Below are 23,053 nucleotides of genomic sequence, written 5' to 3'. Positions count from 1 at the left end.
TGCACGGCAACCGGCTTTCAGCGCGCGACGATGTCATGGCAGTTATGTAACCGGGCGAACGTTAAGTGCGGTCAAGTTAGTGTTAAGTTGGGTAAAACTTGGCTGCGTGACTGTGTTTGTGCTGTATGGCTTGCGGGGATTAATGACGGACAACGCGAATGAACAAGGTTCTCCTGATCGACGACGATGCGGAGCTGACGACGCTTCTGCAGGAATATCTGGTCGAGGAAGGATATGACGTCGTAACCGACACCGACGGGCGCGCCGCCATTGCCGCGGCTGCCGGCAATACGGTCGATATCATCGTGCTCGACATCATGATGCCCCGCATGAATGGCATCGAAGTGCTGCAGCGGATCAGGAAGCTCAGCCACGTACCCGTGCTGATGCTGACGGCCAGAGGCGACGATGTGGACAGGATATCCGGTCTCAATCTCGGCGCCGACGATTATGTGCCGAAGCCATGTTCGCCGGGTGAACTCGCCGCGAGGCTGCGCGCCATCCTACGACGCGCGGGCCAGCCGCCCGCCGGCCTGTCGACTGATACGGTGAGGGCAGGAGAGCTCGTGATCCATTCCGGCAGCAGAAGCGCCGAATGGCGCGGCGAAGCTTTGGAGCTGACCGGCACGGAGTTCAGCCTGCTCGAAGTTCTCGCCCGCAGCGCCGGCCAGCTGGTGTCGAAGCAGGATATTTCCAAGCGCGCATTCGGCAAGCCGCTCACCCCGTTCGATCGCCGGATCGACGTCCATATCAGCAGCGTTCGCCAGAAGCTCGGACTGAGGGAGGACGGACAATCCTGGATCCAGTCCGTTCGCGGTCAGGGCTATCAACTTCTCGTGGATTGACCATGCCCCGGCTTTTCTGGAAGTTCTTCGCGATCATCTGGCTGACGCTGACCACGACCGTCGGCGTGATCATCCTGCTCGTCAACCTTCTCCAAGGCGTTCCTTTTGCGCGGGAACTGGAACAGGAGCGACGGTCGATCGCGTTGAACCTAACCGCAAATGTGCTTGCGAGGGACGGCGAGGAAGCGGCAGCATATTTCGTGCGTTCAAGTGAAGAGACGCTGCCGCACGGTCTGACCATCTCCAAAACCGCAAAACCCGATGCCTGTTCGGATCCGAAGGCGGCTGATACGCGATCCGTTCTGAAGGAGGGGATCTGCTATCGGATATTCCTGCCAGCCCCTCCCACTTTCACCTTCGAAAATTTTGGCCCGTTTATGCCGTGGCTCACGATCCTGATCTCCAGCACGATATCCGCCTGGGCACTGGCACGATACCTCATCCGCCCCGTGGTGCATTTGCGCGATGGCTTGAGCGCGCTTGCGCATGGCCGCTTCGACTTCCGCATCGGCGAAAAGATGGCCGGCCGGAAGGACGAGGTGACAGCGCTTGCCCATGACTTCGATTCGAGCGCCGCACGGCTTCAGGAACTTCAGGACGCGCAGCAGAGATTGTTTCACGACGTTTCTCATGAACTGCGTTCGCCTTTGTCCCGGCTGCAGGCCGCCGTCGGCGTGCTCCGGCAAAGCCCGGCCAAACTCGGCGCCATGCTGGACCGGATGGACCGGGAGGTCGAACGGCTCGATGCACTGGTGGGCGAAGTTCTGACGCTTGCCAGGCTGACGGCGGGATCCGGCCTGCCGCTGAAGACGCAGATCGTCGATGTCATCGAGCTGCTGAACGAAATTCTCGGCGATGCGGCCTTCGAAGCCCAGGCACGGGAGGTCTCGATCACGACGAGCGTCGAGGGTGTCTTCCGGGCCGAGGTCGAAGGTGAGCTGATCTACCGGGCGCTGGAAAACGTCGTTCGTAACGCGGTCAAATACACAGCCGAGCATTCGTTCATCTCCGTGTCCTGCGAGACAGCAGACGACCGCCTCAAAATCTGCGTCACGGATCGGGGGCCGGGCGTCAAACGGGATGAGCTCGAACGGATCTTCCAGCCGTTCTCTCGCGGGAAAGAGGCGGTGCCGAGAGGCGGATACGGTCTTGGTCTCGCCATCACTAGACAGGCCATCGAACGCCACGGCGGGCGTGTGCATGCGTCGTTGCCGGAGGCGGGGGGGTTGGCGATCACACTGGAGCTTCCCCGAAAGCGCTGATCCCCTCTGCCGGGTTTTACCTAACTTTACAGTTTCTTAACCGCCATTAACGCTGGCCTCGCTAAGCCTGAACCCACGATCCCGGTTCAGAAGGCTCGCCAGTGAGTACGTCGCTTCGCAGAAGACTATCATCCCTCCGCTACGCCGCATCCACATTCCCACTGCTGCTGACAGGCTGCGTCAGCGGCCCGGATCACGTTCCCCCTGAGATGCCGCTTCCCGCCAAATTCGAAGCGGGGAGTAATAAGAGCAACGGCGATGTCGTGACTGCCGAGTGGTGGACGGCCTATCGCGACAAGAAGCTCGATGGGTTGGTCACTCACGGCCTCAGCGAGAACCTCGATGTGCTGCAGGCGCTCGAAAGCATCAACTCCGCTTCCGCCAACGTCACGGTCGCCGGTGCAGGCGCCCTGCCGAGCCTGACGGTCGACGGGTCGCATACCCTGTCCGGCGAGAAGGGGCGGCTGCGCACCACGGTCGGCACTACTAACACGTCAGGCGTCAATGCCAGCTTTTCCTGGCTGCTCGACGTCTTCGGCCAGTACCGTCGTTCGAAAGAGAGCGCCATCGCCTCGCTGGGAGCCGCTTATGCGACGGCCGACAATGCAAAGCTCACCTTCCTGAAAGACCTGGTCGTGAGCTATATCGACGCCCGCTATTATCAGGAGCGGATCGCGCTTTCACAGGCGAGTTTGAAATCCCGCCAGCAGACTTATGAACTCACACAGCTGCAGCTGAAAGCCGGTGCGGCCTCCCGGCTCGACGTCGTCCAGGCCGAGGGCCTGGTACAATCGACAAAGTCCGACATACCCGACCTCGAACAGAGCTTCACTGAATCGGCCCATCACATTGCCACTCTGCTCGGAATGCCGGCAGCTTCGCTTACGGACGAGCTGCGCAAGAATACAGGCCAGCCGGTGTTCCGCGGCGACATTCGTGCCGGCATCCCGGCTGATCTCATCCGCAACCGTCCCGATATAAGAAAGGCCGAACGCGAGCTTGCGGCCGCTGTGGCCGATATCGGTGCAGCCGAAGCCCAGCTCTACCCATCGATCTCGCTCTCCGGCTCGATTTCGCCAAGCTGGGTCAAATCGTCAAGCGCCCGCGGCGCAAGCCTGACCAGCTGGTCCTTCGGGCCGGCGCTCACCCTGCCGATCTTCGATGGCGGTAAATTGCGGGCCAATGTCGATATCGAGAAATCCGATGCCAGAAGCCAATATCTGGCGTGGAAAGCCGCGGTGCTGAACGGGATCGAAGAGGTCGAGAACGCGCTTTCTGCCGTTCGCCACGACACCCAGGCGCTGGGACCGTTGCGCAGGCAGGTGCAGACGGCGCAGGAATCGCTGGCGCTTTCCACAACCAGCTACAAAGACGGCGCCTCGTCGCTGCTCGACGTCTTGGACGCGCAGCGTTCGGTCTCCGACGCTCAGGAAAGCCTCGCTGCCACCGTGCAGCAGGTCGCGAAGGATTATGTGGACCTCTATGTCGCCATCGGCGCCGGTTACCTCGAGCCGGAGCAGGCGGCCTCCAGGCAAACGGCAAAGTCGGGTTGATTATCTGGAAGGTTGGCCTATCGTCCGGCGCTTTCCAGAATGCGCAGCGCAAGTTTGAGATGCGGCAGGTCAAGCATACGTCCGTCAAGCTGGATGACGCCGGCGTCCGGCCTGGCCGCAAAGCCGGCGGCGACTTTCTCGGCCCAGGCGATCTCGGCGGTGTCAGGTGTGAAGGCGTGGTTGATCGCTTCGACCTGGTCGGGATGGATGGCCATCATGCCGGAAAAGCCGTCGCGCCGGCCGCGGCCGGCATAGGCCCTGAGACCGTTGAGATCGCGGAAATCGGGATAGACCGTATCGATTGCAGGAACGGCGGCGGCATGGGCTGCGAACAGCGTGAGCGAGCGGGCAAGCTCGTAAGGCGGCGTATAACGACCGTCGGTTCTGCGTGCGGTCGAAGCCCCGATCGCGGCCGGCAGGTCCTCGGCGCCCCAGGTCAGGCCGCAAAGGTTCCCCGAGACGTCGCGGTAGCTGCCGATCTCGAAGATCGCCGACGGCGTTTCTGTCGCGATGGGCAGAATGGGAATGGTGGAGGCGAGAGCGCCTGCGAGCGTCAGCACGGAAGCGGCACCCTCGGCCTTCGGCAGCATGACGGCGAAAGGATGAAGGCCGTTCAGAGAGGCAAGATCGGCTTCGAATTCGGGGGAGGTCAGTGGATTGACGCGGATCAGCAGAGCGGCCTCGCCGGCATGGCGCAGGGTGAATTCGTGCACGGCTTCCCGGGCTCGCGGCTTGTTTGGGGGCGCAACCGAATCTTCCAGATCGAGAATGACAGCATCGGCGCCGGAGGCGAGCGCTTTCTCGAAGCGCTCCGGCCGGTCGCCGGGCACGAAGAGCAGCGAGCGCAGCCTCATGACGGTTTGACCTTCAGCATTGCCGTGCGCAGGCACTGGCAGACGATCTCGTCACGCTGGTTCAACGTGACATGCCGGAAAGTGACGATGCCAGCATCGGGGCGGGAGTTTGAGCGGCGCAGCTCCGTCACCTCGGTTTCCACCCGCAGCGTATCTCCGATGAAGACCGGCTTCGGCATCGTCACCTTGTCATAGCCGAGATTGGCGACGAGCGTGCCGAGCGTAGTGTCGCCGACCGAAAGGCCGACTGTGAGGGCAAAGGTGAAGGTCCCGTTGACGACGATGCGGCCGAATTCCGTTCCGGCGGCGTAGTCGGCATCGAGATGCAGCGGCTGCGGATTGTGGGACAGCGTCGTGAACAGCAGGTTGTCGGTCTCGGTGACCGTGCGGCGGATCTCGTGGGCGATGCGCTCGCCGACTGTCCATTCGTCGAAATAGCGGCCAGCCATCACGCTTGCTCCTTCATTACGGTGACAACAAGCTGGTTTTCCGAAACCCGGACCCCCGTGGAAACCTGTAATTTGCCAACGATGCCGTCGAAGGGCGCGCGCAGCGTATGTTCCATCTTCATTGCTTCGACCGTCAGCAGGCGATCCCCCTTGGCAACAGTGTCGCCTTCGGCGACATCGACCGCTATGACGAGGCCGGGCATGGGCGAAAGAATGGCGCCGTCGCCCGAACCCTGGCTTGCCTCGACTTCGCCCGCATGGGGCAGGCCGATCGTCCAGGCATTCCCGGCGTCGAAAAGCACGGTCTTCGCGTCGACCTCGACGGCATTCGCCTCAAGGCCGGGGCGCACGCGCCCCCAGTGGAGATGGCCGTCGATGCGCACCCGCACGCGGCCGTCGCCTGGCCCGGCGATGCGAAAACCGGTCAGCGCCGACCAGGGATCCACATTCGCGGTCTTCGAAAGTGCGGTGGCCGCTTTGTCGATTGTCGTCTCAGCCGGCTCCTCCTCCACAAGGCTTTCACCGTGGCGGTCGAGGAAACCGGTGTCGATCCGGGCGGCGGAGAAATCGGGGTCGGTGGCGACGCGGGCGAGTAGGCCCGCATTGGATCGAACCGGCCAGACCTCGATCTCGGCGCAGGCGGCTGCGAGCTTCGAAAGAGCTGTCTCTCGGGTCGGTCCATGCGCGATGATCTTGGCGATCATCGGATCGTAAAAGGCGGTGATCTCATCGCCCTGTTCGACGCCGCTGTCGATGCGGACGGTCGTGGGGAGTCTGAGATGTTCGAGCCGGCCGGTCGAGGGCAGGTAACCCGCGGCGGGATTTTCGGCATAGAGCCGGGCTTCGAAGGCCCAGCCGTTCATGGAAATCTCGTCCTGGCTTTTCGGCAGCGGCTCGCCGCTCGCGACCTTCAGTTGCCAGAGCACCAGATCCTCGCCCGTTATGGCCTCGGTGACCGGATGTTCCACCTGCAGGCGCGTGTTCATCTCCATGAACCAGATACGGTCGGGATGCAGGCCTTGGGAAGCGTCGGCAATGAATTCGATGGTGCCGGCGCCGACGTAATTCACCGCTTTTGCGGCCTTCACCGCCGCATCGCAGATCGCCGCGCGCGTGGCGGCATCGAGCCCCGGAGCAGGGGCTTCCTCGATGACCTTCTGGTGACGGCGCTGCAGCGAGCAATCGCGCTCGAAGAGGTGGACGCAGTTGCCGTGCTGGTCGGCGAAGACCTGCACCTCGATATGACGCGGATTGGCGATATAGCGTTCAAGCAGGACGCGGTCGTCACCGAAGGCGGCGGCGGCCTCACGATGGCAGGAGGCGAGAAGTTCGGCGAAATCTTGCGCCCGGTCGACACGGCGCATACCCTTGCCGCCGCCGCCGGCAACCGCCTTGATGAGGACGGGATAACCGATGGCATCTGCCTCGGCCGCGAGCCTGGCTTCGCTCTGGTCCGGCCCGAGATAGCCGGGGGTGACGGGCACGCCTGCCGCCTGCATCAATTCTTTCGCGGCGTCCTTCAGTCCCATCGCCCGGATTGCGGCCGGCGGTGCCCCGACCCAGATGACGCCGGCCTTCTCGACCGCTTCGGCAAATTCGGCATTTTCCGACAGGAAGCCATAACCGGGATGGATCGCGGCCGCGCCGGTTTTGCGGGCGGCCTCCAGGATCCGTGCCTCGGAAAGATAGCTTTCGCGGGCCGGCGGCGGGCCGATGGCGATTGCCTCGTCCGCTTCTTCGACGAAGGGCAGGCCGGCATCGGCTTCGGAATAGACGGCGATCGTACGGATGCCGGCAGTCTTTGCCGTGCGGATGATGCGGCGGGCAATTTCGCCCCGGTTGGCAATGAGAAGGCTTTCCATCATTGCCGCCTCACATCCGAAACAGGCCGAAGCGCGGCCCTTTCGGGATCGGCGCATTCAGGCAGGCGGAAAAGGCAAGGCCCAGCACATCGCGTGTCTGGCGCGGGTCGATGATGCCGTCGTCCCAAAGGCGGGCCGTAGCATAATAGGGATTGCCTTCAGCCTCGTAGCCGGCGCGGATCGGCGCCTTGAAGGCCTCCTCCTCGTCGACAGACCAATTCTCACCGCGCGCCTCCATCGCGTCGCGGCGGATGGTGGCGAGCACGGAGGCGGCCTGTTCGCCGCCCATGACGCTGATGCGGCTGTTCGGCCAGGTGAAGAGGAAGCGCGGGCGATAGGCGCGGCCGCACATGCCGTAATTGCCGGCGCCAAAGCTGCCGCCGATGATGACGGTGACCTTCGGCACGGTCGCTGTCGCTACCGCCGTCACCAGCTTTGCCCCATCCTTGGCGATGCCGCCGGCCTCATAACGGCCGCCGACCATGAAACCGGAGATATTTTGCAGAAACAGCAGCGGCACGCGGCGCTGGCAGGCGAGCTCAATGAAATGCGCACCCTTCAGCGCGCTTTCGGAAAAGAGCACGCCGTCGTTGGCGATGACGGCGACCGGCATGCCCCAGATGCGGGCGAAGCCGCAGACCAGCGTAGAGCCGTAGAGAGGTTTGAACTCATGCAGTTCCGAGCCATCGACGATCCGGCCGATCACCTCGCGCACGTCATAGGGCGAGCGCACGTCATCGGGAATGAGGCCAAAGAGGTCGTCGGGATCGAGCTTCGGCGACCGCGAAGGCTGGATGTCGATATCGACCGATTTGACGCTGTTGAGGCTGGCGACGATGTCGCGCACCAGAAGCAGCGCATGCTCGTCGTTCTCGGCGACATGATCGACGACGCCGGATCGGCGGCCATGGGTTTCGGCGCCGCCGAGTTCTTCGGCCGAGATGATCTCGCCGGTCGCGGCTTTGACCAGGGGCGGACCCGCGAGGAAGATCGTGCCCTGATTGCGTACGATCACCGTCTCGTCGGACATGGCGGGCACGTAGGCGCCGCCGGCCGTGCAGCTTCCCATGACGCAGGCGATCTGCGGAATGCCTTCGGCCGACATCTGCGCCTGATTGTAGAAGATCGCACCGAAATGATCGCGGTCGGGAAAGACCTCGGCCTGATGCGGAAGATTGGCGCCGCCGCTATCGACGAGGTAGATGCAGGGCAGCCGGTTCTGCAGGGCGATTTCCTGCGCCCTGAGATGTTTCTTCACCGTCATCGGAAAATAGGCGCCGCCCTTCACCGTCGCGTCATTGGCGACGATAATCACCTCGCGGCCGCAAACGCGGCCGATGCCCGATATGATGCCCGCACCGGGCGCCTCGTCGCGATACATGCCGTTCCCCGCCAGCGTGCCGATCTCCAGGAAAGGGCTGCCGGCATCGAGCAGCAGCTGAATGCGGTCGCGCGGCACGAGCTTGCCCTTGGCCGTGTGGCGCTCGCGCGCCGCCTTCGATCCGCCCTCACGCGCTTTCGCCGAACGCTCGTAGAGTTCGTCGATAAGGGCTCGGTTTTTGGCGGTATTGGCTTTGAAGCTTTCGCTGTCGCGATCGATCGCAGTGGAAATCACCGTCATGATGCGATGAGCTCCCGCCCGATCAGATAGCGGCGGATCTCGTTGGTGCCGGCGCCGATATCGTAGAGCTTGGCGTCGCGCAAAAAGCGCTCGACCGGCCATTCCTTGGTATAGCCCGCGCCGCCGAGCGCCTGAATTGCCTCCAGCGACACCTTCACGGCATTCTCGCTGGCAAGGAGGATCGCGGCGGCCGCATCGGTGCGTGTTGCGCAGCCGGCATCGCAGGCCCGCGCCACGGAATAGACATAGGCGCGCGCCGAATTCAGCGCGACATACATGTCGGCGATCTTGCCCTGCATCAGCTGGAATTCGCCAATCGCCTTGCCGAATTGTTTGCGCTCGCGCACATAGGGCAGCACCACGTCGAGGCAGGCCTGCATGATGCCGAGCGGGCCGGCGGCGAGCACGGCGCGTTCGTAATCGAGGCCGGACATCAGGATCTTCACGCCTTCTCCCTCCCGGCCCATCAGCGCCTCGGCCGGCACCTCGCAATCCTGAAAGACCAGTTCGGCCGTATCGCTGCCGCGCATGCCGAGCTTGGAGAGCTTCTTAGAGACGCTGAAGCCGGGCAGGGCTTTTTCGATGATGAAGGCGGAAATGCCTTTCGGTCCGGCTGCCGCATCGGTCTTGGCATAGACGACGAGTACGTCGGCATGCGGTGCATTGGTGATCCAGAACTTGGTGCCGTTCAGAATATAGCGGTCGCCTTTTTTCTCGGCCCGCAGCCGCATGGAGACAACATCGGAACCGGAGCCGACCTCCGACATCGCAAGCGAGCCGACATGTTCGCCGGAGATCAGCTTCGGCAGATGGCGGCGTTTCTGCTCCGCCGAGGCCCAGCGGCGGATTTGATTGACGCAGAGATTGGAATGGGCGCCGTAGCTGAGGCCAACTGAAGCCGAGGCGCGCGAGACCTCCTCCATGGCGACAACGTGCTCGAGATAACCGAGACCGGCGCCGCCGAATTCTTCCTCGACGGTGATGCCATGCAGGCCGAGTGCGCCCATCTGAGGCCAGAGCTGGCGCGGAAACGTGTTGCTTTCGTCGATCTCCGCGGCGAGCGGAGCAATATGATCGGCGGCAAATCGCGCCGTCGTTTCGCGGATCGCATCCGCGGTTTCGCCGAGCGAAAAATCAAACATGGCACTCCTCCCGCTGAGATATGTAGCGCGGGTTGCGGCAGGTTCAAAGTGCCCCGAATGAAGCGTATGAGAACTTCATTTTCTTGAAAATATGGAAAACATGGAATATATGGAAATCGAATAGGAGACGCCATTCGATGCGACAGTTTACGACAGGTGATCTCAACAAACAGGTCGGGGACGTCACCGATGCCGCGAGCCGCGAGCCGGTCGTTCTCACTCGTCACAACAAGCCGCGTTTCGTGCTGATGAGCTATGAGCACTTTGAACGCATGCGCAGTGGCACAGATCCACGCCGCGCGCATAGCACCTCGCAGATGCCGGACGAGCATGGCGAATTTTTTGGCGCGGCGATTGAGCGATTGTCACAGGGCGAAGGCTACGACCATGAGCCGTGAGTTTCGTCCTGGCGAGCTGAATAACCTATCCCTATCTCTGGGCATGGCAGCAGCAACGTGGCGAGACCGAGGGACGAAAACAGCGGCCCGTCTGTGTCGTGATTGCAATCCGCAGTGCCAGTGATGGAAATACACACCTCGTCCTGCTGGCAATTACCACGCCGCCGCCACAGGCGGGCAGGACCGCCTTAAAAATTCCCGATATCGAGCGGCGACGGGCCGGTCTTGGAGATCTCAAACAGAGCTGGATCGTCGTTGACGAATACAATCACGATATCGTCGAGCACTCCTGGTACATTGAGCCTCATCAAGCGGTCCTCGGTCGCTTCAGCAAATCCTTTGTGATGAATATTGCCGCTATGTTCTCGAAAGCGCGAAGTCAGTCGGGTCGGGTTAAGCGGTTCGACTAACCTACGTTGAGTTCCCCGGCTTCCTCTCGACGGAAGGCCTCGGGACTCTTGCCCATCCATTTGCGGAAGGCGCGAAAGAAGGCGCTCGGTTCGGAATAGCCGAGCTGGACGGCAATCTCGCCGATTGTTTTCGAGGTGTTCAGCAGCAATTCGACGGCGAGATCCCGGCGGATGTCGTCCTTGATGGCGGCATAACTCTGCCCCTCGTCGTGCAGGCGATGGCGCAACGTCGAAGGGCGCATGCGCATATCGGCGGCGAGTTCGGCGAAGCTTCGCCACGCGGCCGGTGTCGCCTGGTTCAAGCGCCGGCGGACGGCGGCGGCGATGCCGGCGTCGTAGCGGTAGCGCACGAGAATATTGGCGGGCGCGCCGCGCAGGAACTGTTTCAATGCCTGCTCGCTGCGCGAAATCGGCAGGTCGAGCAGGGCGCTATCGAAGCCGAGGCGGCTGATGGGTTGCGAGAAGCGCACGGGCGCGCCGAAGAACAGTCGGTAGTCGGCGCCCTGTTTCGGCTCGGCGCAGCGGAAATCGACGAGCCGGATCGGGATGCGTCGGCCGACCAGCCAACAGGTGATGCCGTGCAGGATGATCCAGTAGGTGCGGTAGGCGAAGGCCGAGCGCGTGTCGCCCTTGTCCCTGAGCTCGATCTCGGCAAGGCCGTCGCGGATAACGAGCCGCCCTCTGGGATCGTCGAGCACGACGTCGAGGAAACGCAGCGCCCGGCGCAGCGCCTGCCCCAGCGTCGGCGCGTGCAGTACGCAATGGCAAAGCAGCGTGAAACTGCCGCTGCGCATCGGTCGGCCGCTCATGCCGAAGAATTCGTCGTCGAGCTCGGCGGCGATTGCCAGCCAGAGCGCGCCATAGGTTTCGGCCGACACCGGCTGGTCGACCGCCGATAGACCCACGCGGGCGAGGATCGGCGCTGTCGGCTTGCCGAGCCGCCGTAGGCTGTCGAGCGCCTCCTCGATGAAACCCGGCGCGATCATCCGTCGCTCGATCTCGGCCATCCCATCCCCGCTATGGCAAAACTGTCCGAAATAATGGAGCAGTTCTGTCATCGCTTGCAATAGGGGGAATGAATAGAATCGTGGGTGTCGGTGGCGCTCGGAGGAGGGCGCAGCCGACAGGGAGGAACAGATTCATGCTGATCCGTGGAGCAAGTTTCATCGTCACCGGCGGCGGTTCCGGGCTCGGAGCGGCGACGGCGCGCATGCTGGTCGAGGCCGGCGGATGCGTGACGATTGCTGATCTCAATGTCGAAGCGGGCGAAAAGATCGCCCGGGAATTCGGCAGCGATGCCCGTTTCGTCAAGGCGGATGTGACCGATGGCGAGGAGGGGGCGGCAGTGGTTGCCGCTGCGGTCGAAGCCTTCGGCAGCTTGCGCGGTTTGGTGAATTGCGCCGGCATCGCTCCGGCCGAAAAGGTGGTCGGCCGCGACGGGCCCCACCGGCTGGAGAGTTTCGCGCGCACCATCGGCATCAATCTCATCGGCACGTTCAACATGATCCGGCTTGCTGCTGCCGCGATCCGGACTGCCGAACCGGATGGCGAAGGGGAACGCGGCGTCATCGTCAACACGGCCTCCGTCGCCGCCTTCGACGGCCAGATCGGCCAAGCGGCGTATGCCGCTTCCAAGGGCGGGGTGGCGGCGATAACCTTGCCGATCGCCCGCGAGCTTGCCCGTCACGGCATTCGCGTCGTCTCGATCGCGCCCGGCATCTTCGAGACGCCGATGATGGCCGGCATGCCGGCCGAGGTTCAGACAGCCCTCGGCCAGAGCGTGCCCTTTCCGCCTCGGCTCGGCCGGCCGGCGGAATTTGCCGAGCTGGTGCGCCATATCTTTGAAAACAACATGCTGAACGGCGAGGTCATCCGCCTCGACGGGGCATTGCGAATGGGCGCGCGTTAAGCGTGATGCCCGAGGAGGAAAGATGGCATTGCAGGATCCCATCGTCATCGTCGGTGCGGCGCGCACGCCCATCGGCAGCTTTCAAGGCGAACTGAAGGACGCGACCGCACCCGAGCTTGGAGCGGCGGCGATCGGTGCGGCGCTCCAGCGCAGCGGGGTTGAGGCCGAGGCGATCGAGGAGGTCGTCTTCGGCTGCGTGTTGCCTGCGGGGCAAGGGCAGGCGCCGGCCCGGCAAGCGGCGATCCACGCCGGGCTGCCCTTTGCGGCCGGCGCCAGCACCGTCAACAAGATGTGTGGCTCGGGCATGAAGGCTGTCATGATGGCGCACGACCTGATCGCCGCCGGCAGTGCTTCTGTGGCAGTCGCGGGTGGCATGGAAAGCATGACGAATGCGCCCTATCTCCTCGACAGGGCCCGTGGTGGCTACAGGCTCGGCCATGGGCGTGTCGTGGATCATATGTTTCTCGACGGGCTGGAGGATGCGTATGACAAAGGGCGCTTGATGGGCAGCTTCGCGGAGGATTGCGCCGAAGTCTATCAGTTCACGCGCGAAGCGCAGGATAATTACGCCATCGCCTCTCTGACGCGGGCGCAGAAGGCGATCGCGGAAGGTTGTTTCGACGACGAGATCGTGCCGGTCACGGTAAAATCAGGGAAAGCCGAGCAGGTGGCGAGCCGCGACGAGCAGCCGGGCCGGGCGAAGCTCGACAAGATTACGACGCTGAAGCCCGCCTTCCGAGAAGGCGGCACGGTGACCGCTGCCAATTCCAGCTCGATCTCCGATGGCGCGGCAGCGCTCGTGCTGATGCGCCGCTCCGAGGCCGAGCGTCGCGGCCTTGCCCCGCTCGCCACCATCCTCGGCCATGCCACCCATTCGCAGGCGCCCAATCTTTTCGCCACCGCGCCGATCGGCGCGCTGCAGAAGCTTTCCGACCGGACCGGCCTGGCGCTTTCGGATGTTGACCTCTTCGAGATCAACGAGGCTTTCGCCGTCGTCGCCATGGCGGCGATGCGCGATCTCGACCTGCCGCATGAAAAGGTGAACGTGCATGGCGGCGCCTGCGCGCTCGGCCATCCGATCGGCGCATCGGGCGCCCGCATTCTGGTGACCCTGCTTTCAGCATTGGAGCTTTACGATCTGAAGCGCGGCATGGCCGCGCTCTGCATCGGCGGCGGCGAGGCGACGGCCGTTGCCATCGAGCGGCACTAGGGGAGGCAAGCCGATGATCCTTTCCGACCTTCAGCAGCAGATATCAGATCTCGCCCGCGACTTTGCCCGCGACCGGCTGGAGCCGGGAGCGGCCAGGCGCGACCGGGAGCATCTCTTCCCGCGTGAGGAGCTTAAAGAGATGGGCGAACTCGGGCTGCTCGGCATGCTGGTGCCCGAAGCCTATGGCGGCTCGGATACGGGCGTCGTCGCCTATGCCGCGGCACTCGAGGAGATTGCCGCCGGCGATGGACCCTGTTCGACGATCATGAGCGTACACAGTTCCGTCGGCTGCGTGCCGATCCTGAAATTCGGCACCGAGGAGCAGCGGCAGCGTTTCCTGCCGAAGCTTGCGACCGGCGAATGGATCGGCGGCTTTGCGCTCACCGAGCCGCAGGCGGGTTCCGATGCCTCGAACCTGAAGACTCGCGCCCAGCGTGACGGCGATCACTATGTGGTCGACGGCGCCAAGCAGTTCATCACCTCGGGAAAGAACGGCAATATCATCATCGTCTTTGCCGTCACCGATCCCGATGCCGGCAAGAAGGGCATCACCGCCTTCATCGTGCCGACAGACACGCCGGGTTACGAGGTGATCCGTGTTGAGGAAAAGCTCGGGCTGCATTCCACCGATACCTGCCAGATCGCCTTCAATGCGATGCGCATCCCTGCGGATTTGCGGCTGGGTGCGGAAGGCGAAGGCTATCGCATCGCACTTGCAAATCTCGAGGGCGGGCGGATCGGCATTGCCGCACAGGCCGTCGGCATGGCGCGGGCGGCTTTCGAGGCGGCGCGCGACTATGCCAGTGAGCGCACCGCCTTCGGCAAGCCAATTTTCGAGCACCAGGCCGTCGCGTTCCGTCTTGCCGATATGGCGGTGCGGATCGAGGCGGCGCGCCAGCTCGTCTTTCACGCCGCCGCCCTCAGGGAAGCCGGGTCGCCCTGCCTGTCGGAAGCCTCGATGGCGAAGCTCTTTGCCTCGGAGATGGCCGAACGCGTCTGCTCGGACGCGATCCAGATCCATGGTGGCTACGGCTACATGGCCGATTATCCGGTTGAGCGCATCTACCGGGACGTGCGCATCTGCCAGATCTATGAGGGGACGAGCGACGTGCAGCGCATGGTGATCGCCCGCAATCTATGAGAACCACATCCGGCCCTGCTTCCGGGGAGGGGAGCACGGCCGGCACAGGGAGGAAAGAAAAAATATGGTGGATTCCGCTCGTTTGAGCCTGCACGTCCCCGAACCTGCCGTCCGCCCGGGCGGCCAGCCCGATTTTTCCAACGTCAAGATCGCCAAGGCCGGTTCCGTGCCGCGGCCGGAGGTCGATGTCGCATCCGAGGATATGCGCGATCTCGCCTATTCGATCATCCGCGTCTTGAACCGTGATGGCGAGGCGGTTGGTCCCTGGGCCGGGTCGCTCACCGACGAGGAGCTGCTGACCGGGCTTCGCAACATGATGAAGCTGCGCGCCTTCGACGCCCGCATGCTGATGGCGCAGCGTCAGGGCAAGACCTCCTTCTACATGCAGCATCTCGGCGAAGAGGCCGTCAGCTGCGCCTTCCGCAAGGCGCTCAACAAAGGCGACATGAATTTTCCGACCTATCGGCAGGCAGGCCTGCTGATTGCCGACAACTATCCGATGGTCGAGATGATGAACCAGATCTACTCGAACGAGAGCGACCCGCTGCACGGCCGGCAGCTGCCGATCATGTATTCCTCCAAGGAACACGGCTTTTTCACCATCTCGGGTAATCTCGCCACCCAATATGTGCAGGCCGTCGGCTGGGCGATGGCTTCAGCGATCAAGAACGACAGCCGCATTGCCGCGGCCTGGATCGGCGACGGATCGACGGCGGAATCGGATTTCCATTCGGCGCTTGTTTTCGCCTCGACCTACAAGGCCCCTGTGATCCTCAACATCGTCAACAATCAGTGGGCGATCTCCACCTTCCAGGGCATTGCCCGCGGCGGTTCCGGCACCTTCGCCGCCCGCGGCCTCGGCTTTGGCATTCCGGCGCTGCGGGTCGACGGCAACGACTATCTCGCCGTCCATGCGGTCGCCCGCTGGGCGGCCGAACGCGCGCGGCGCAATCTCGGGCCGACGCTGATCGAACATGTCACCTACCGCGTCGGCGCGCATTCGACCTCCGACGATCCGAGCGCCTATCGGCCAAAGACGGAATCGGAAGCCTGGCCGCTCGGCGACCCCGTGCTGCGGCTGAAGAAACATCTGATCGTCAAGGGCGTATGGTCGGAGGAGCGGCATGTGCAGGCGGAAGCCGAAATCATGGACGAGGTGATCGAGGCGCAGCGCCAGGCGGAGACGCACGGCACGCTGCATGCCGGCGGCAAGCCTTCGGTGCGCGATATTTTCGAGGGGGTCTATGCCGAGATGCCGGCGCATATCCGGCGTCAGCGGCAGAAGGCAGGATACTGACATGGCCAGGATGACGATGATCGAGGCGGTGCGCAGCGCCATGGACGTGTCGATGGCGAAGGACGACAATGTCGTGATCTTCGGCGAGGATGTCGGCTATTTCGGCGGTGTCTTCCGCTGCACCCAGGGCCTGCAGGCAAAATACGGCAGGACGCGCTGCTTCGATACGCCGATCAGCGAATCCGGCATCGTGGGCACAGCGATCGGCATGGCGGCCTACGGGCTGAAGCCATGCGTCGAGATCCAATTCGCCGATTACATGTATCCGGCCTATGACCAGCTGACACAGGAGGCGGCGCGCATCCGCTATCGCTCGAACGGCGATTTCACCTGCCCGATCGTCGTGCGTATGCCGACAGGCGGCGGCATCTTCGGCGGCCAGACGCACAGCCAGAGCCCGGAGGCGCTCTTCACCCATGTCTGCGGGCTGAAGGTGATCGTGCCGTCCAATCCCTACGACGCCAAGGGCCTGCTGATCGCGGCGATCGAGGATCCCGATCCGGTGATGTTCCTCGAGCCGAAGCGGCTCTATAACGGCCCTTTCGACGGCCATCACGAGCGGCCGGTGACGCCCTGGTCGAAACACGATCTCGGCGAGGTGCCCGACGGCCATTACACGATCCCGATCGGCAAGGCCGAGGTGCGGCGCGTGGGTTCGGCGGTAACAGTAGTCGCCTATGGCACTATGGTGCATGTGGCGCTCGCTGCGGCCGAAGACACGGGCATCGATGCCGAGGTGATCGATTTGAGAAGCCTGCTGCCGCTCGATCTCGATACGATCGTCAAATCAGTCACTAAGACCGGGCGCTGCGTCGTCGTGCATGAGGCGACCTTGACGTCGGGCTTCGGCGCCGAGGTCGTGGCGCTGGTGCAGGAACATTGCTTCTTTCATCTCGAAGCGCCTGTTGCGCGCGTCGCCGGCTGGGATACGCCCTATCCGCATGCGCAGGAGTGGGACTATTTCCCGGGTCCCGGCCGGGTCGGGCGGGCGCTTGCCGAAGTCATGGAGGCCTGAGCCATGGGCGAATTCATCATCAAGATGCCCGATGTCGGGGAAGGGGTGGCCGAGGCTGAACTTGTCGAATGGCACGTGAAGACCGGAGATCCGGTCCGCGAGGACATGGTGATCGCCGCCGTGATGACCGACAAGGCGACCGTCGAAATTCCCTCTCCGGTCAACGGCACCGTCATCTGGCTCGCCGGTGAGGTCGGAGACCGGATCGCGGTCAAGGCGCCACTGGTGCGGATCGAGACGGCTGGAGACGCCGTCGAGACTCCGCCCGTGCGGATTTCGCAGGCGCCGATTGCAGAGACGACGAAAGTCGAGATCGCCAAGCCTGCTCCCGTAGCGCCGGCTCCTGCCGTGCCGCCCGTCGAGAAGCCGCTTGCGGCTCCCTCCGTGCGGCTCTTTGCCAGGGAAAGCGGCGTCGATCTGAGGCAGGTGCCGGGAACAGGACCGGCCGGGCGCATCCTGCGCGAGGATATCGAGCAGTTCCTGGCCCAGGGCACCGCTCCCGCGGCGGCAAAGAACGGTCTCGCCAGGAAGACGGCTACCGAGGAGATCAAGCTCACCGGACTGCGGCGGCGCATCGCCGAAAAGATGGTGCTTTCCACCTCGCGCATTCCCCACATCACCTATGTGGAGGAAGTGGACATGACGGCGCTGGAGGAACTGCGCGCCACCATGAACGGTGACCGCAGGGCAGGTCATCCGAAGCTGACGGTTCTGCCGTTCCTCATGCGGGCGCTGGTCAAAGCCATTGCCGAGCAGCCGGAGGTCAACGCCACCTTCGACGACGATGCCGGCATTATCACGCGTTATAGCGCCGTCCACATCGGCATCGCCACGCAGACGCCGGCCGGCCTGACCGTGCCTGTCGTGCGGCATGCGGAAGCGCGCGGCATCTGGGATTGCGCCGCCGAGATGGCCCGGCTGGCGGATGCGGCGCGTTCGGGCACGGCGACGCGCGATGAGCTTTCCGGCTCCACCATCACCATCAGTTCGCTCGGTGCGCTTGGCGGCATCGTCTCGACGCCTGTGATCAATCACCCCGAGGTGGCGATCATCGGCGTCAACAAGATCGCTACGCGACCGGCCTGGGACGGCACGCAGTTCGTGCCGCGCAAGATGATGAACCTCTCTTCGAGTTTCGATCATCGCATCATCGACGGCTGGGATGCGGCGACCTTCGTCCAGCGCATCCGCACGCTCCTCGAAACGCCGGCGCTCATTTTCATCGAAGGCTGAGCCATGAAAGAAATTGTCTGCAAGCTCCTCGTCATCGGCGCCGGCCCGGGCGGCTATGTCTGTGCCATCCGCGCCGGACAGCTCGGCATCGATACCGTCATCGTCGAAGCTGGCAAGCCGGGCGGCACCTGTCTGACGGTCGGCTGCATTCCCTCAAAAGCGCTGATCCATGCAGCCGAAGAATTCGACGCCATGCAAAAAATGCTGGCCGGCAAGAACCCGATGGGCATCCGAGTCGAAGGCGCATCGATCGATCTCGCAAGGACGATCGCCTGGAAGGACGGCATTGTCGGCCGGCTAACAGGCGGCGTCCAGGGGCTCTTACAGAAGGCGCGGGTCAAGATCGTCCATGGCCGCGCCCGTTTCCGTGACGGCAAGACGGTGGAGGTGGAGACCGAAACCGGCCAGCAAATCATCCGCGCCGAGACCGTAGTGATCGCCACCGGTTCCGATCCGGTGGAGCTTGCCGATCTGCCTTTCGGCGGCCGGGTCATTTCCTCGACAGAGGCGCTGTCGCTGACGGAATTGCCGAAAGAGCTCGTCGTGGTCGGCGGCGGTTATATCGGGCTGGAACTCGGAATGGCCTTTTCGAAGATGGGCTCGGAGGTGAGCGTCGTCGAGGCAACGCCGCAGGTACTGCCGCTCTATGATGCAGAATTGGTGCGTCCCGTCATGCGCAAGCTGACCGAGAGCGGCATCCGGGTACTGACGGGTGCAAAGGCGATGGGTCTTGCCGATAATGGCGAGGCATTGATCGTTGAAACGTCGGACAGCCGGCGTGAGACACTGCCGGCGGATCGCATCCTTGTCACTGTCGGCCGCCGCCCGCGAACGGCGGGCTCCGGCCTCGAAGAACTCGATCTCGACCGCGCCGGTCCGTATCTGAGGATCGACGATCAATGCCGCACCTCGATGCGCGGCATCTATGCGATCGGCGACGTGACCGGCGAGCCGATGCTGGCGCATCGGGCGATGGCGCAAGGGGAGATGGTGGCAGAAATTATTGCAGGCAAGAAGCGGGGCTGGGACAAAAGATGCATTCCCGCCATCTGCTTTACCGATCCTGAGATCGTCAGCGTCGGCCTGTCGCCGGCGGAGGCGCGCGCGCAAGGATATGAGATCCGCACCGCCCAATTTCCGTTCAGCGCCAACGGGCGGGCGATGACGATGGTCTCTGAGGAAGGTTTCGTGCGCGTGGTGGCCCGCGCCGACACCAATCTCGTCCTCGGCCTGCAGGCGGTGGGAGCCGGAGTCTCCGAGCTTTCGGCAGCTTTTGCGCTGGCGATCGAGATGGGAGCACGCCTGGAAGACATCGCCGGCACCATCCACGCCCATCCGACCCGCAGCGAAGCGTTCATGGAGGCAGCGCTGAAAGCGTTGGGAAACGCTTTGCACATCTGAGCCGAATGGACCCGGATCACGCATGACGTCTGCCGGTTCGGATCCCATCAACGGAGACCGGAATAAGGCCGTGCCGATGCCGAAAAGCTTTGCCCACAAGGGCAAGAGCCCGACCTGTCGCAATAGGATCAGCGTCACACGGACATTGATCGACAGGCCGACTACCCCCTGAAGCGCTGACTTCGTCATCGCGTAGGCGGCAACCCCCGGATATGACATAGATCGCCGTTCGTGGAGCCGATTGACAAACTTAGTCCAGCTAACCTACTCGCACCATGGAGGCTCGAATGGCTACGATGAACGTATCTCTTCCGGACCCGATGAAAGATTGGGTTGAGGCACAAGCAAAGAGCGGGCGATATTCCAATGCCAGTGACTATGTGCGCGACCTGATCCGGAGGGACCAAATTCACGGTGACAAGGTTGCCGCCATGCAACGGTTCGTTGATGACGGTTTTAAAAGCGGTAGTGGCAGCCGCTCAAAGGACGAACTCTTTGCCGCGGCAGTGGCACGTGCAGAAACAACGCGCGACAGTAGATAATGCGCTTTGACCTTTTAGTCGAAGCGGAAGAGGACATCATTGCGATTGCCGAACAAGGAGTGCGCATGTTCGGAGCCGCACAGGCTAGGCAGTATCATGACGAGTCGTTTACCGTGCTTGATCTGATTGCGGCCAATCCGCGAATGGCGCGTGAGCGAGAAGAGATTTCGCCGCCAGTCAGAGTTCATCCGTTCAAAGCCCATCTCATTGTCTACCGCATCGAGGAGCACGGAACTATATTCGTGATCCGAATACGCCATGGACATGAAGACTGGGCCAGCGATCCCGCTTAGGCCTGGCTGAGTGAATGAACAAGCACAGTTGCATGGGGCAATAGGCCCCGGGAATATCGTCAGCAAAGCCTGTTAAGAGAACGCCGAGCGATCCCGAAGGACGGCTGAAACCCACGCGACAATCGCCGCGGGTGCATGTGATCCCTGGCTACGCCCTCCGGAGTCTCACTCACGCAACCACGGCCGACTGTTTCTCTGGGGCGTGGCCTCATTTTGGCCGACACAGAAGCTGGATCAATCACCAACGTCAGTGCCGTTCGATCACTTCGGCTTAATGGCCATTAGATTGCCCAACTCCATCGGGAAGGGGAATAAAATCGTCGAAGTCTTCTCGCTGGCGATGACGTTCAAAGTGCTCAAGTAACGAAGTTGCATCGCCTCCGGCTGTTTGGCCAGAATTTCCGCCGCTTCCAGTAGCTTCGCTGCAGCTTGCTGTTCGCCCTCGGCATTGATAACCTTTGCGCGGCGTTCGCGTTCAGCTTCCGCTTGGCGAGCAATCGCGCGTATCATCGACTCGTTGATGTCCACATGTTTGATCTCGACAGTGGCTACTTTAATTCCCCAAGCGTCCGTCTGAGAGTCAAGGATTTCCTGAATATCGGAGTTGAGCCTGTCACGTTCTGCCAGCATTTCATCGAGGTCATGCTTGCCGAGCACGGAGCGCAACGTCGTCTGAGCAAGCTGGCTTGTTGCCATCATGAAATCCTCGACCTGTATCGTCGACTTCTCGGGGTCAATGACCCTGAAGTAGATCACCGCGCTGACACGAACCGAGACATTGTCATGTGAGATGACGTCCTGGCTAGGGACATCGAGTACGCGCGTGCGCAAGTCGACCCGGATCATCTGCTGGACATAGGGGATGAGCAGAATCAAGCCGGGTCCTTTGACTCCGGTAAAGCGGCCAAGTGTGAACACGACGCCGCGTTCATATTCCCTCAGGATCTTAACCGCGGATGCGAGGATGGCGACCGCAATGACAGTGGCCACCAAATAGAAGACAAGATCTGCAAACATATCCATGACTTCTCCTCCTGCGTCCTTGAGCGCCGCTAGGTGTTCTCAGGGCGGCTGGCGACCTCGAGCGCCAGCCCATTGCGGCCCGTCACCCTGACAGGGTCACCAGCAACAAGCGGTTCGGCGGAAACCGCCTTCCAGCGTTCGCCATGCGCGATGACGTACCCCGTGAGCCCCGTCCAGCTCTCAACTTTTCCGGAAATGCCAATCATCTCCTCTGCACCGGTGGCTACCTGGCGCATTCGCGAGGTGAATGCCAGGCGGGCAACGACAAGGCTAAAGGCAAGAGTCGCAAATGCAATTGCTCCCAGTAAGGGGCGCGACACTTGCAGGCCGGGTATGTCGGTATCAAACAAGATGGTGGCTCCGAGGATCACGGCTACCCCGCCGCCGATGCCCAAAGCGCCGAAACTTGGCGAATGCGCCTCAGCCACAGTCAATCCCACGCCGAGGAAAATAAGCCCAAGGGCGGCAAAACTTACCGGCAGCAATGCCAGGGCATAGAGACCAAGGAGGAGGCAGATGCCGCCGATCGTGCCAGGAAGCATTGTCCCGGGTGCAAGAAATTCGAAGATCAGGCCATAGATACCGACCATCATCAGGATGATTGCGATGTTCGGATCGGTAATGACGGAAAGCAGGCGCGTTCGCCAGTCAGGCTCGAATTCCTGCACGGCCAAACCGGCGGTATCGAGCCGGACCTCCGTTTGACCGACCCGCACCATGCGGCCCTGTGCCTTTGCAAGGAGATCGTTGACATCAACTGCCGTGAAATCGATGGCATGTTCGCGCACTGCCGCTGTGGATGAAAGGCTTGCAGCTTCGCGGACAGCAAGCTCTGCCCAGTCGGCGTTGCGATTGCGCAATTCCGCCAGTCCACGGATGTAAGCGACTGCGTCGTTAACGGCTTTTGCTTCGTGGGCATTGCCTGGAGCTACCGGCTGCTTGCCACCAGGTTCGCTCGGCTTCTTTTCGGGTTCCTCATCACCGCCAAAAGGCTTCACGCCGAGCGCGATTGGTGTCGCCGCACCCAAATTGGTGCCAGGGGCCATCACCGCAATGTGGCTTGCGTAGAGAATATAGGTGCCGGCGCTGGCAGCCCGTGCCCCGCTTGGCGCGACGAAACTCGCGACAGGCACCGGCGAGGCAAGGATCGCGCGGATGATTTCCCGCATGGAGGTGTCAAGGCCGCCTGGTGTATCCATTTGCAGGACGATCAAGATCGCTTCACGTTCGCCAGCACGCTGAATGCCTCGAACCACGTAGTCAGCTATAGCAGGCCCAATGGCGCCATTCACCTTGAGGACGACAGACGCGCGGTCAGACGCCGACGGTACGCCGAAGCCCCAAGCTGAAAGCAGCAAAAACAACAAAGTGAAGATTGGCGGTTGCCATCGCCAACACCTCAATCCCCGCGTGCCAATCGGCGGAACGTACGTAGTATTTAATGTATGTCGGAAATTACAAAGTAAAAGACGAAGGCGTCAAAGGCTTAATGTTCAAGCCGTCTTACGCGCTCGTAAAGGCGAAGTTGGCTAAGCGCGTTACACGGATGCGAGCCGCGTGGCCCATGTTTTTTTGAAGGTCGCTCGCGGCCAG

General features: G+C 62.5%; 21 protein-coding genes and 1 pseudogene. 14 read left to right on the top strand and 8 right to left on the bottom strand.

Annotated elements, in window-relative coordinates:
- Nucleotides 1–158 precede the first annotated feature (158 nt).
- The 3 genes from PH551_RS17040 to PH551_RS17030 all read left to right on the top strand — a co-directional run bounded on the left by PH551_RS17040 (nucleotide 159) and on the right by PH551_RS17030 (nucleotide 3,660).
- Complete coding sequence (locus tag PH551_RS17040; RefSeq protein WP_285193892.1) at nucleotides 159–845, top strand: response regulator; 687 nt, start codon at nucleotides 159–161, stop codon at nucleotides 843–845.
- A gap of 2 nt (nucleotides 846–847) precedes the next feature.
- Nucleotides 848–2,107, top strand: a complete 1,260-nt coding sequence (locus PH551_RS17035) for a HAMP domain-containing sensor histidine kinase (protein ID WP_285193891.1) — start codon at nucleotides 848–850, stop codon at nucleotides 2,105–2,107.
- Nucleotides 2,108–2,208: 101 nt separating this feature from the next.
- The gene (locus PH551_RS17030) at nucleotides 2,209–3,660 is read left to right on the top strand and encodes an efflux transporter outer membrane subunit (RefSeq protein ID WP_285193890.1); all 1,452 of its coding nucleotides are present in this window, start codon (nucleotides 2,209–2,211) and stop codon (nucleotides 3,658–3,660) included.
- Nucleotides 3,661–3,677: 17 nt separating this feature from the next.
- Here the strand turns inward: PH551_RS17030 and PH551_RS17025 are convergent, their stop codons facing one another.
- Genes PH551_RS17025 through PH551_RS17005 form a run of 5 tightly spaced genes read right to left on the bottom strand, consistent with a single transcriptional unit; the run spans nucleotide 3,678 to nucleotide 9,588 of the window.
- Complete coding sequence (locus tag PH551_RS17025; protein WP_285193889.1) at nucleotides 3,678–4,514, bottom strand: HpcH/HpaI aldolase/citrate lyase family protein; 837 nt, start codon at nucleotides 4,512–4,514, stop codon at nucleotides 3,678–3,680.
- Nucleotides 4,511–4,963: a MaoC family dehydratase gene (locus PH551_RS17020; RefSeq protein ID WP_285193888.1), complete on the bottom strand. Its 453-nt coding sequence runs from the start codon at nucleotides 4,961–4,963 to the stop codon at nucleotides 4,511–4,513. Before PH551_RS17020 ends, PH551_RS17025 begins: the two co-directional genes overlap by 4 nt.
- The gene (locus PH551_RS17015) at nucleotides 4,963–6,828 is read right to left on the bottom strand and encodes an acetyl/propionyl/methylcrotonyl-CoA carboxylase subunit alpha (protein ID WP_285193887.1); all 1,866 of its coding nucleotides are present in this window, start codon (nucleotides 6,826–6,828) and stop codon (nucleotides 4,963–4,965) included. The genes PH551_RS17020 and PH551_RS17015 overlap by 1 nt, the downstream gene beginning before the upstream one ends.
- Before the next feature lie 7 nt (nucleotides 6,829–6,835).
- On the bottom strand, nucleotides 6,836–8,446 hold the full coding sequence (locus PH551_RS17010; protein WP_285193886.1) for a carboxyl transferase domain-containing protein: 1,611 nt from the start codon (nucleotides 8,444–8,446) through the stop codon (nucleotides 6,836–6,838).
- On the bottom strand, nucleotides 8,443–9,588 hold the full coding sequence (locus PH551_RS17005; protein ID WP_285193885.1) for an isovaleryl-CoA dehydrogenase: 1,146 nt from the start codon (nucleotides 9,586–9,588) through the stop codon (nucleotides 8,443–8,445). The genes PH551_RS17010 and PH551_RS17005 overlap by 4 nt, the downstream gene beginning before the upstream one ends.
- 137 nt (nucleotides 9,589–9,725) lie before the next feature.
- On the opposite strand from PH551_RS17005, the gene PH551_RS17000 reads away from it, so the two are divergent.
- On the top strand, nucleotides 9,726–9,986 hold the full coding sequence (locus tag PH551_RS17000) for a type II toxin-antitoxin system Phd/YefM family antitoxin (RefSeq protein ID WP_285193884.1): 261 nt from the start codon (nucleotides 9,726–9,728) through the stop codon (nucleotides 9,984–9,986).
- Nucleotides 9,976–10,396: pseudogene (locus PH551_RS16995) on the top strand (hypothetical protein). The gene PH551_RS17000 and the pseudogene PH551_RS16995 overlap by 11 nt, the downstream one beginning before the upstream one ends.
- Here PH551_RS16995 and PH551_RS16990 read toward each other — a convergent pair.
- Nucleotides 10,393–11,454 carry an AraC family transcriptional regulator gene (locus PH551_RS16990; RefSeq protein ID WP_350223856.1) on the bottom strand — a complete coding sequence of 354 codons (1,062 nt, stop codon included), beginning with the start codon at nucleotides 11,452–11,454 and terminating at the stop codon, nucleotides 10,393–10,395. The pseudogene PH551_RS16995 and the gene PH551_RS16990 overlap by 4 nt on opposite strands.
- Before the next feature lie 83 nt (nucleotides 11,455–11,537).
- Between PH551_RS16990 and PH551_RS16985 the strand changes: the two genes are divergently transcribed.
- From PH551_RS16985 to PH551_RS16945, 9 genes are all read left to right on the top strand, one after another.
- Nucleotides 11,538–12,305: a 3-hydroxyacyl-CoA dehydrogenase gene (locus PH551_RS16985; protein WP_285193882.1), complete on the top strand. Its 768-nt coding sequence runs from the start codon at nucleotides 11,538–11,540 to the stop codon at nucleotides 12,303–12,305.
- 22 nt (nucleotides 12,306–12,327) lie between these two features.
- Nucleotides 12,328–13,515, top strand: a complete 1,188-nt coding sequence (locus tag PH551_RS16980) for an acetyl-CoA C-acyltransferase (protein ID WP_285193881.1) — start codon at nucleotides 12,328–12,330, stop codon at nucleotides 13,513–13,515.
- 13 nt (nucleotides 13,516–13,528) lie between these two features.
- Complete coding sequence (locus tag PH551_RS16975; RefSeq protein ID WP_285193880.1) at nucleotides 13,529–14,656, top strand: acyl-CoA dehydrogenase family protein; 1,128 nt, start codon at nucleotides 13,529–13,531, stop codon at nucleotides 14,654–14,656.
- Between the two features lie 64 nt (nucleotides 14,657–14,720).
- The gene (locus tag PH551_RS16970; RefSeq protein ID WP_285193879.1) at nucleotides 14,721–15,953 is read left to right on the top strand and encodes a 3-methyl-2-oxobutanoate dehydrogenase (2-methylpropanoyl-transferring) subunit alpha; all 1,233 of its coding nucleotides are present in this window, start codon (nucleotides 14,721–14,723) and stop codon (nucleotides 15,951–15,953) included.
- 1 nt (nucleotide 15,954) lies between these two features.
- Nucleotides 15,955–16,968 (top strand): alpha-ketoacid dehydrogenase subunit beta, encoded by a 1,014-nt coding sequence (locus tag PH551_RS16965; RefSeq protein WP_285193878.1) that lies wholly within the window; start codon nucleotides 15,955–15,957, stop codon nucleotides 16,966–16,968.
- Nucleotides 16,969–16,971: 3 nt separating this feature from the next.
- Nucleotides 16,972–18,201: a dihydrolipoamide acetyltransferase family protein gene (locus tag PH551_RS16960; protein WP_285193877.1), complete on the top strand. Its 1,230-nt coding sequence runs from the start codon at nucleotides 16,972–16,974 to the stop codon at nucleotides 18,199–18,201.
- Between the two features lie 3 nt (nucleotides 18,202–18,204).
- Nucleotides 18,205–19,602, top strand: coding sequence for a dihydrolipoyl dehydrogenase (gene lpdA, locus PH551_RS16955; protein ID WP_285193876.1), 1,398 nt, complete (start codon nucleotides 18,205–18,207; stop codon nucleotides 19,600–19,602).
- Nucleotides 19,603–19,889: 287 nt separating this feature from the next.
- Nucleotides 19,890–20,144, top strand: coding sequence for a type II toxin-antitoxin system ParD family antitoxin (locus PH551_RS16950; RefSeq protein WP_285193875.1), 255 nt, complete (start codon nucleotides 19,890–19,892; stop codon nucleotides 20,142–20,144).
- Nucleotides 20,144–20,437, top strand: coding sequence for a type II toxin-antitoxin system RelE/ParE family toxin (locus PH551_RS16945; protein ID WP_285193874.1), 294 nt, complete (start codon nucleotides 20,144–20,146; stop codon nucleotides 20,435–20,437). Before PH551_RS16950 ends, PH551_RS16945 begins: the two co-directional genes overlap by 1 nt.
- A 261-nt stretch (nucleotides 20,438–20,698) precedes the next feature.
- Here PH551_RS16945 and PH551_RS16940 read toward each other — a convergent pair whose 3' ends face one another.
- Together PH551_RS16940 and PH551_RS16935 are read right to left on the bottom strand one after the other, a co-directional pair.
- Nucleotides 20,699–21,460 carry a slipin family protein gene (locus PH551_RS16940; protein ID WP_285193873.1) on the bottom strand — a complete coding sequence of 254 codons (762 nt, stop codon included), beginning with the start codon at nucleotides 21,458–21,460 and terminating at the stop codon, nucleotides 20,699–20,701.
- Between the two features lie 29 nt (nucleotides 21,461–21,489).
- Nucleotides 21,490–22,836, bottom strand: a complete 1,347-nt coding sequence (locus PH551_RS16935) for an NfeD family protein (protein ID WP_285194033.1) — start codon at nucleotides 22,834–22,836, stop codon at nucleotides 21,490–21,492.
- Nucleotides 22,837–23,053: the final 217 nt, after the last annotated feature.

The sequence above is a fragment of the Rhizobium atlanticum genome (assembly GCF_030182485.1).
Classification (GTDB): domain Bacteria; phylum Pseudomonadota; class Alphaproteobacteria; order Rhizobiales; family Rhizobiaceae; genus Rhizobium.
Note: the sequence above shows the minus strand (reverse complement) of the source record. Positions and strands in the feature narration are given on the sequence as shown.

What these genes read in the sequence shown, in the direction of transcription:
- PH551_RS17040 (WP_285193892.1), top strand. Translation starts at nt 159, where the DNA reads ATGAACAAGGTTCTCCTGATCGACGACGATGCGGAGCTGACGACGCTT.
- PH551_RS17035 (WP_285193891.1), top strand. Translation starts at nt 848, where the DNA reads ATGCCCCGGCTTTTCTGGAAGTTCTTCGCGATCATCTGGCTGACGCTG.
- PH551_RS17025 (WP_285193889.1), bottom strand. Translation starts at nt 4,514, where the DNA reads ATGAGGCTGCGCTCGCTGCTCTTCGTGCCCGGCGACCGGCCGGAGCGC.
- PH551_RS17020 (WP_285193888.1), bottom strand. Translation starts at nt 4,963, where the DNA reads ATGGCTGGCCGCTATTTCGACGAATGGACAGTCGGCGAGCGCATCGCC.
- PH551_RS17015 (WP_285193887.1), bottom strand. Translation starts at nt 6,828, where the DNA reads ATGATGGAAAGCCTTCTCATTGCCAACCGGGGCGAAATTGCCCGCCGC.
- PH551_RS17010 (WP_285193886.1), bottom strand. Translation starts at nt 8,446, where the DNA reads ATGACGGTGATTTCCACTGCGATCGATCGCGACAGCGAAAGCTTCAAA.
- PH551_RS17005 (WP_285193885.1), bottom strand. Translation starts at nt 9,588, where the DNA reads ATGTTTGATTTTTCGCTCGGCGAAACCGCGGATGCGATCCGCGAAACG.
- PH551_RS17000 (WP_285193884.1), top strand. Translation starts at nt 9,726, where the DNA reads ATGCGACAGTTTACGACAGGTGATCTCAACAAACAGGTCGGGGACGTC.
- PH551_RS16990 (WP_350223856.1), bottom strand. Translation starts at nt 11,454, where the DNA reads ATGACAGAACTGCTCCATTATTTCGGACAGTTTTGCCATAGCGGGGAT.
- PH551_RS16985 (WP_285193882.1), top strand. Translation starts at nt 11,538, where the DNA reads ATGCTGATCCGTGGAGCAAGTTTCATCGTCACCGGCGGCGGTTCCGGG.
- PH551_RS16980 (WP_285193881.1), top strand. Translation starts at nt 12,328, where the DNA reads ATGGCATTGCAGGATCCCATCGTCATCGTCGGTGCGGCGCGCACGCCC.
- PH551_RS16975 (WP_285193880.1), top strand. Translation starts at nt 13,529, where the DNA reads ATGATCCTTTCCGACCTTCAGCAGCAGATATCAGATCTCGCCCGCGAC.
- PH551_RS16970 (WP_285193879.1), top strand. Translation starts at nt 14,721, where the DNA reads ATGGTGGATTCCGCTCGTTTGAGCCTGCACGTCCCCGAACCTGCCGTC.
- PH551_RS16965 (WP_285193878.1), top strand. Translation starts at nt 15,955, where the DNA reads ATGGCCAGGATGACGATGATCGAGGCGGTGCGCAGCGCCATGGACGTG.
- PH551_RS16960 (WP_285193877.1), top strand. Translation starts at nt 16,972, where the DNA reads ATGGGCGAATTCATCATCAAGATGCCCGATGTCGGGGAAGGGGTGGCC.
- lpdA (WP_285193876.1), top strand. Translation starts at nt 18,205, where the DNA reads ATGAAAGAAATTGTCTGCAAGCTCCTCGTCATCGGCGCCGGCCCGGGC.
- PH551_RS16950 (WP_285193875.1), top strand. Translation starts at nt 19,890, where the DNA reads ATGGCTACGATGAACGTATCTCTTCCGGACCCGATGAAAGATTGGGTT.
- PH551_RS16945 (WP_285193874.1), top strand. Translation starts at nt 20,144, where the DNA reads ATGCGCTTTGACCTTTTAGTCGAAGCGGAAGAGGACATCATTGCGATT.
- PH551_RS16940 (WP_285193873.1), bottom strand. Translation starts at nt 21,460, where the DNA reads ATGGATATGTTTGCAGATCTTGTCTTCTATTTGGTGGCCACTGTCATT.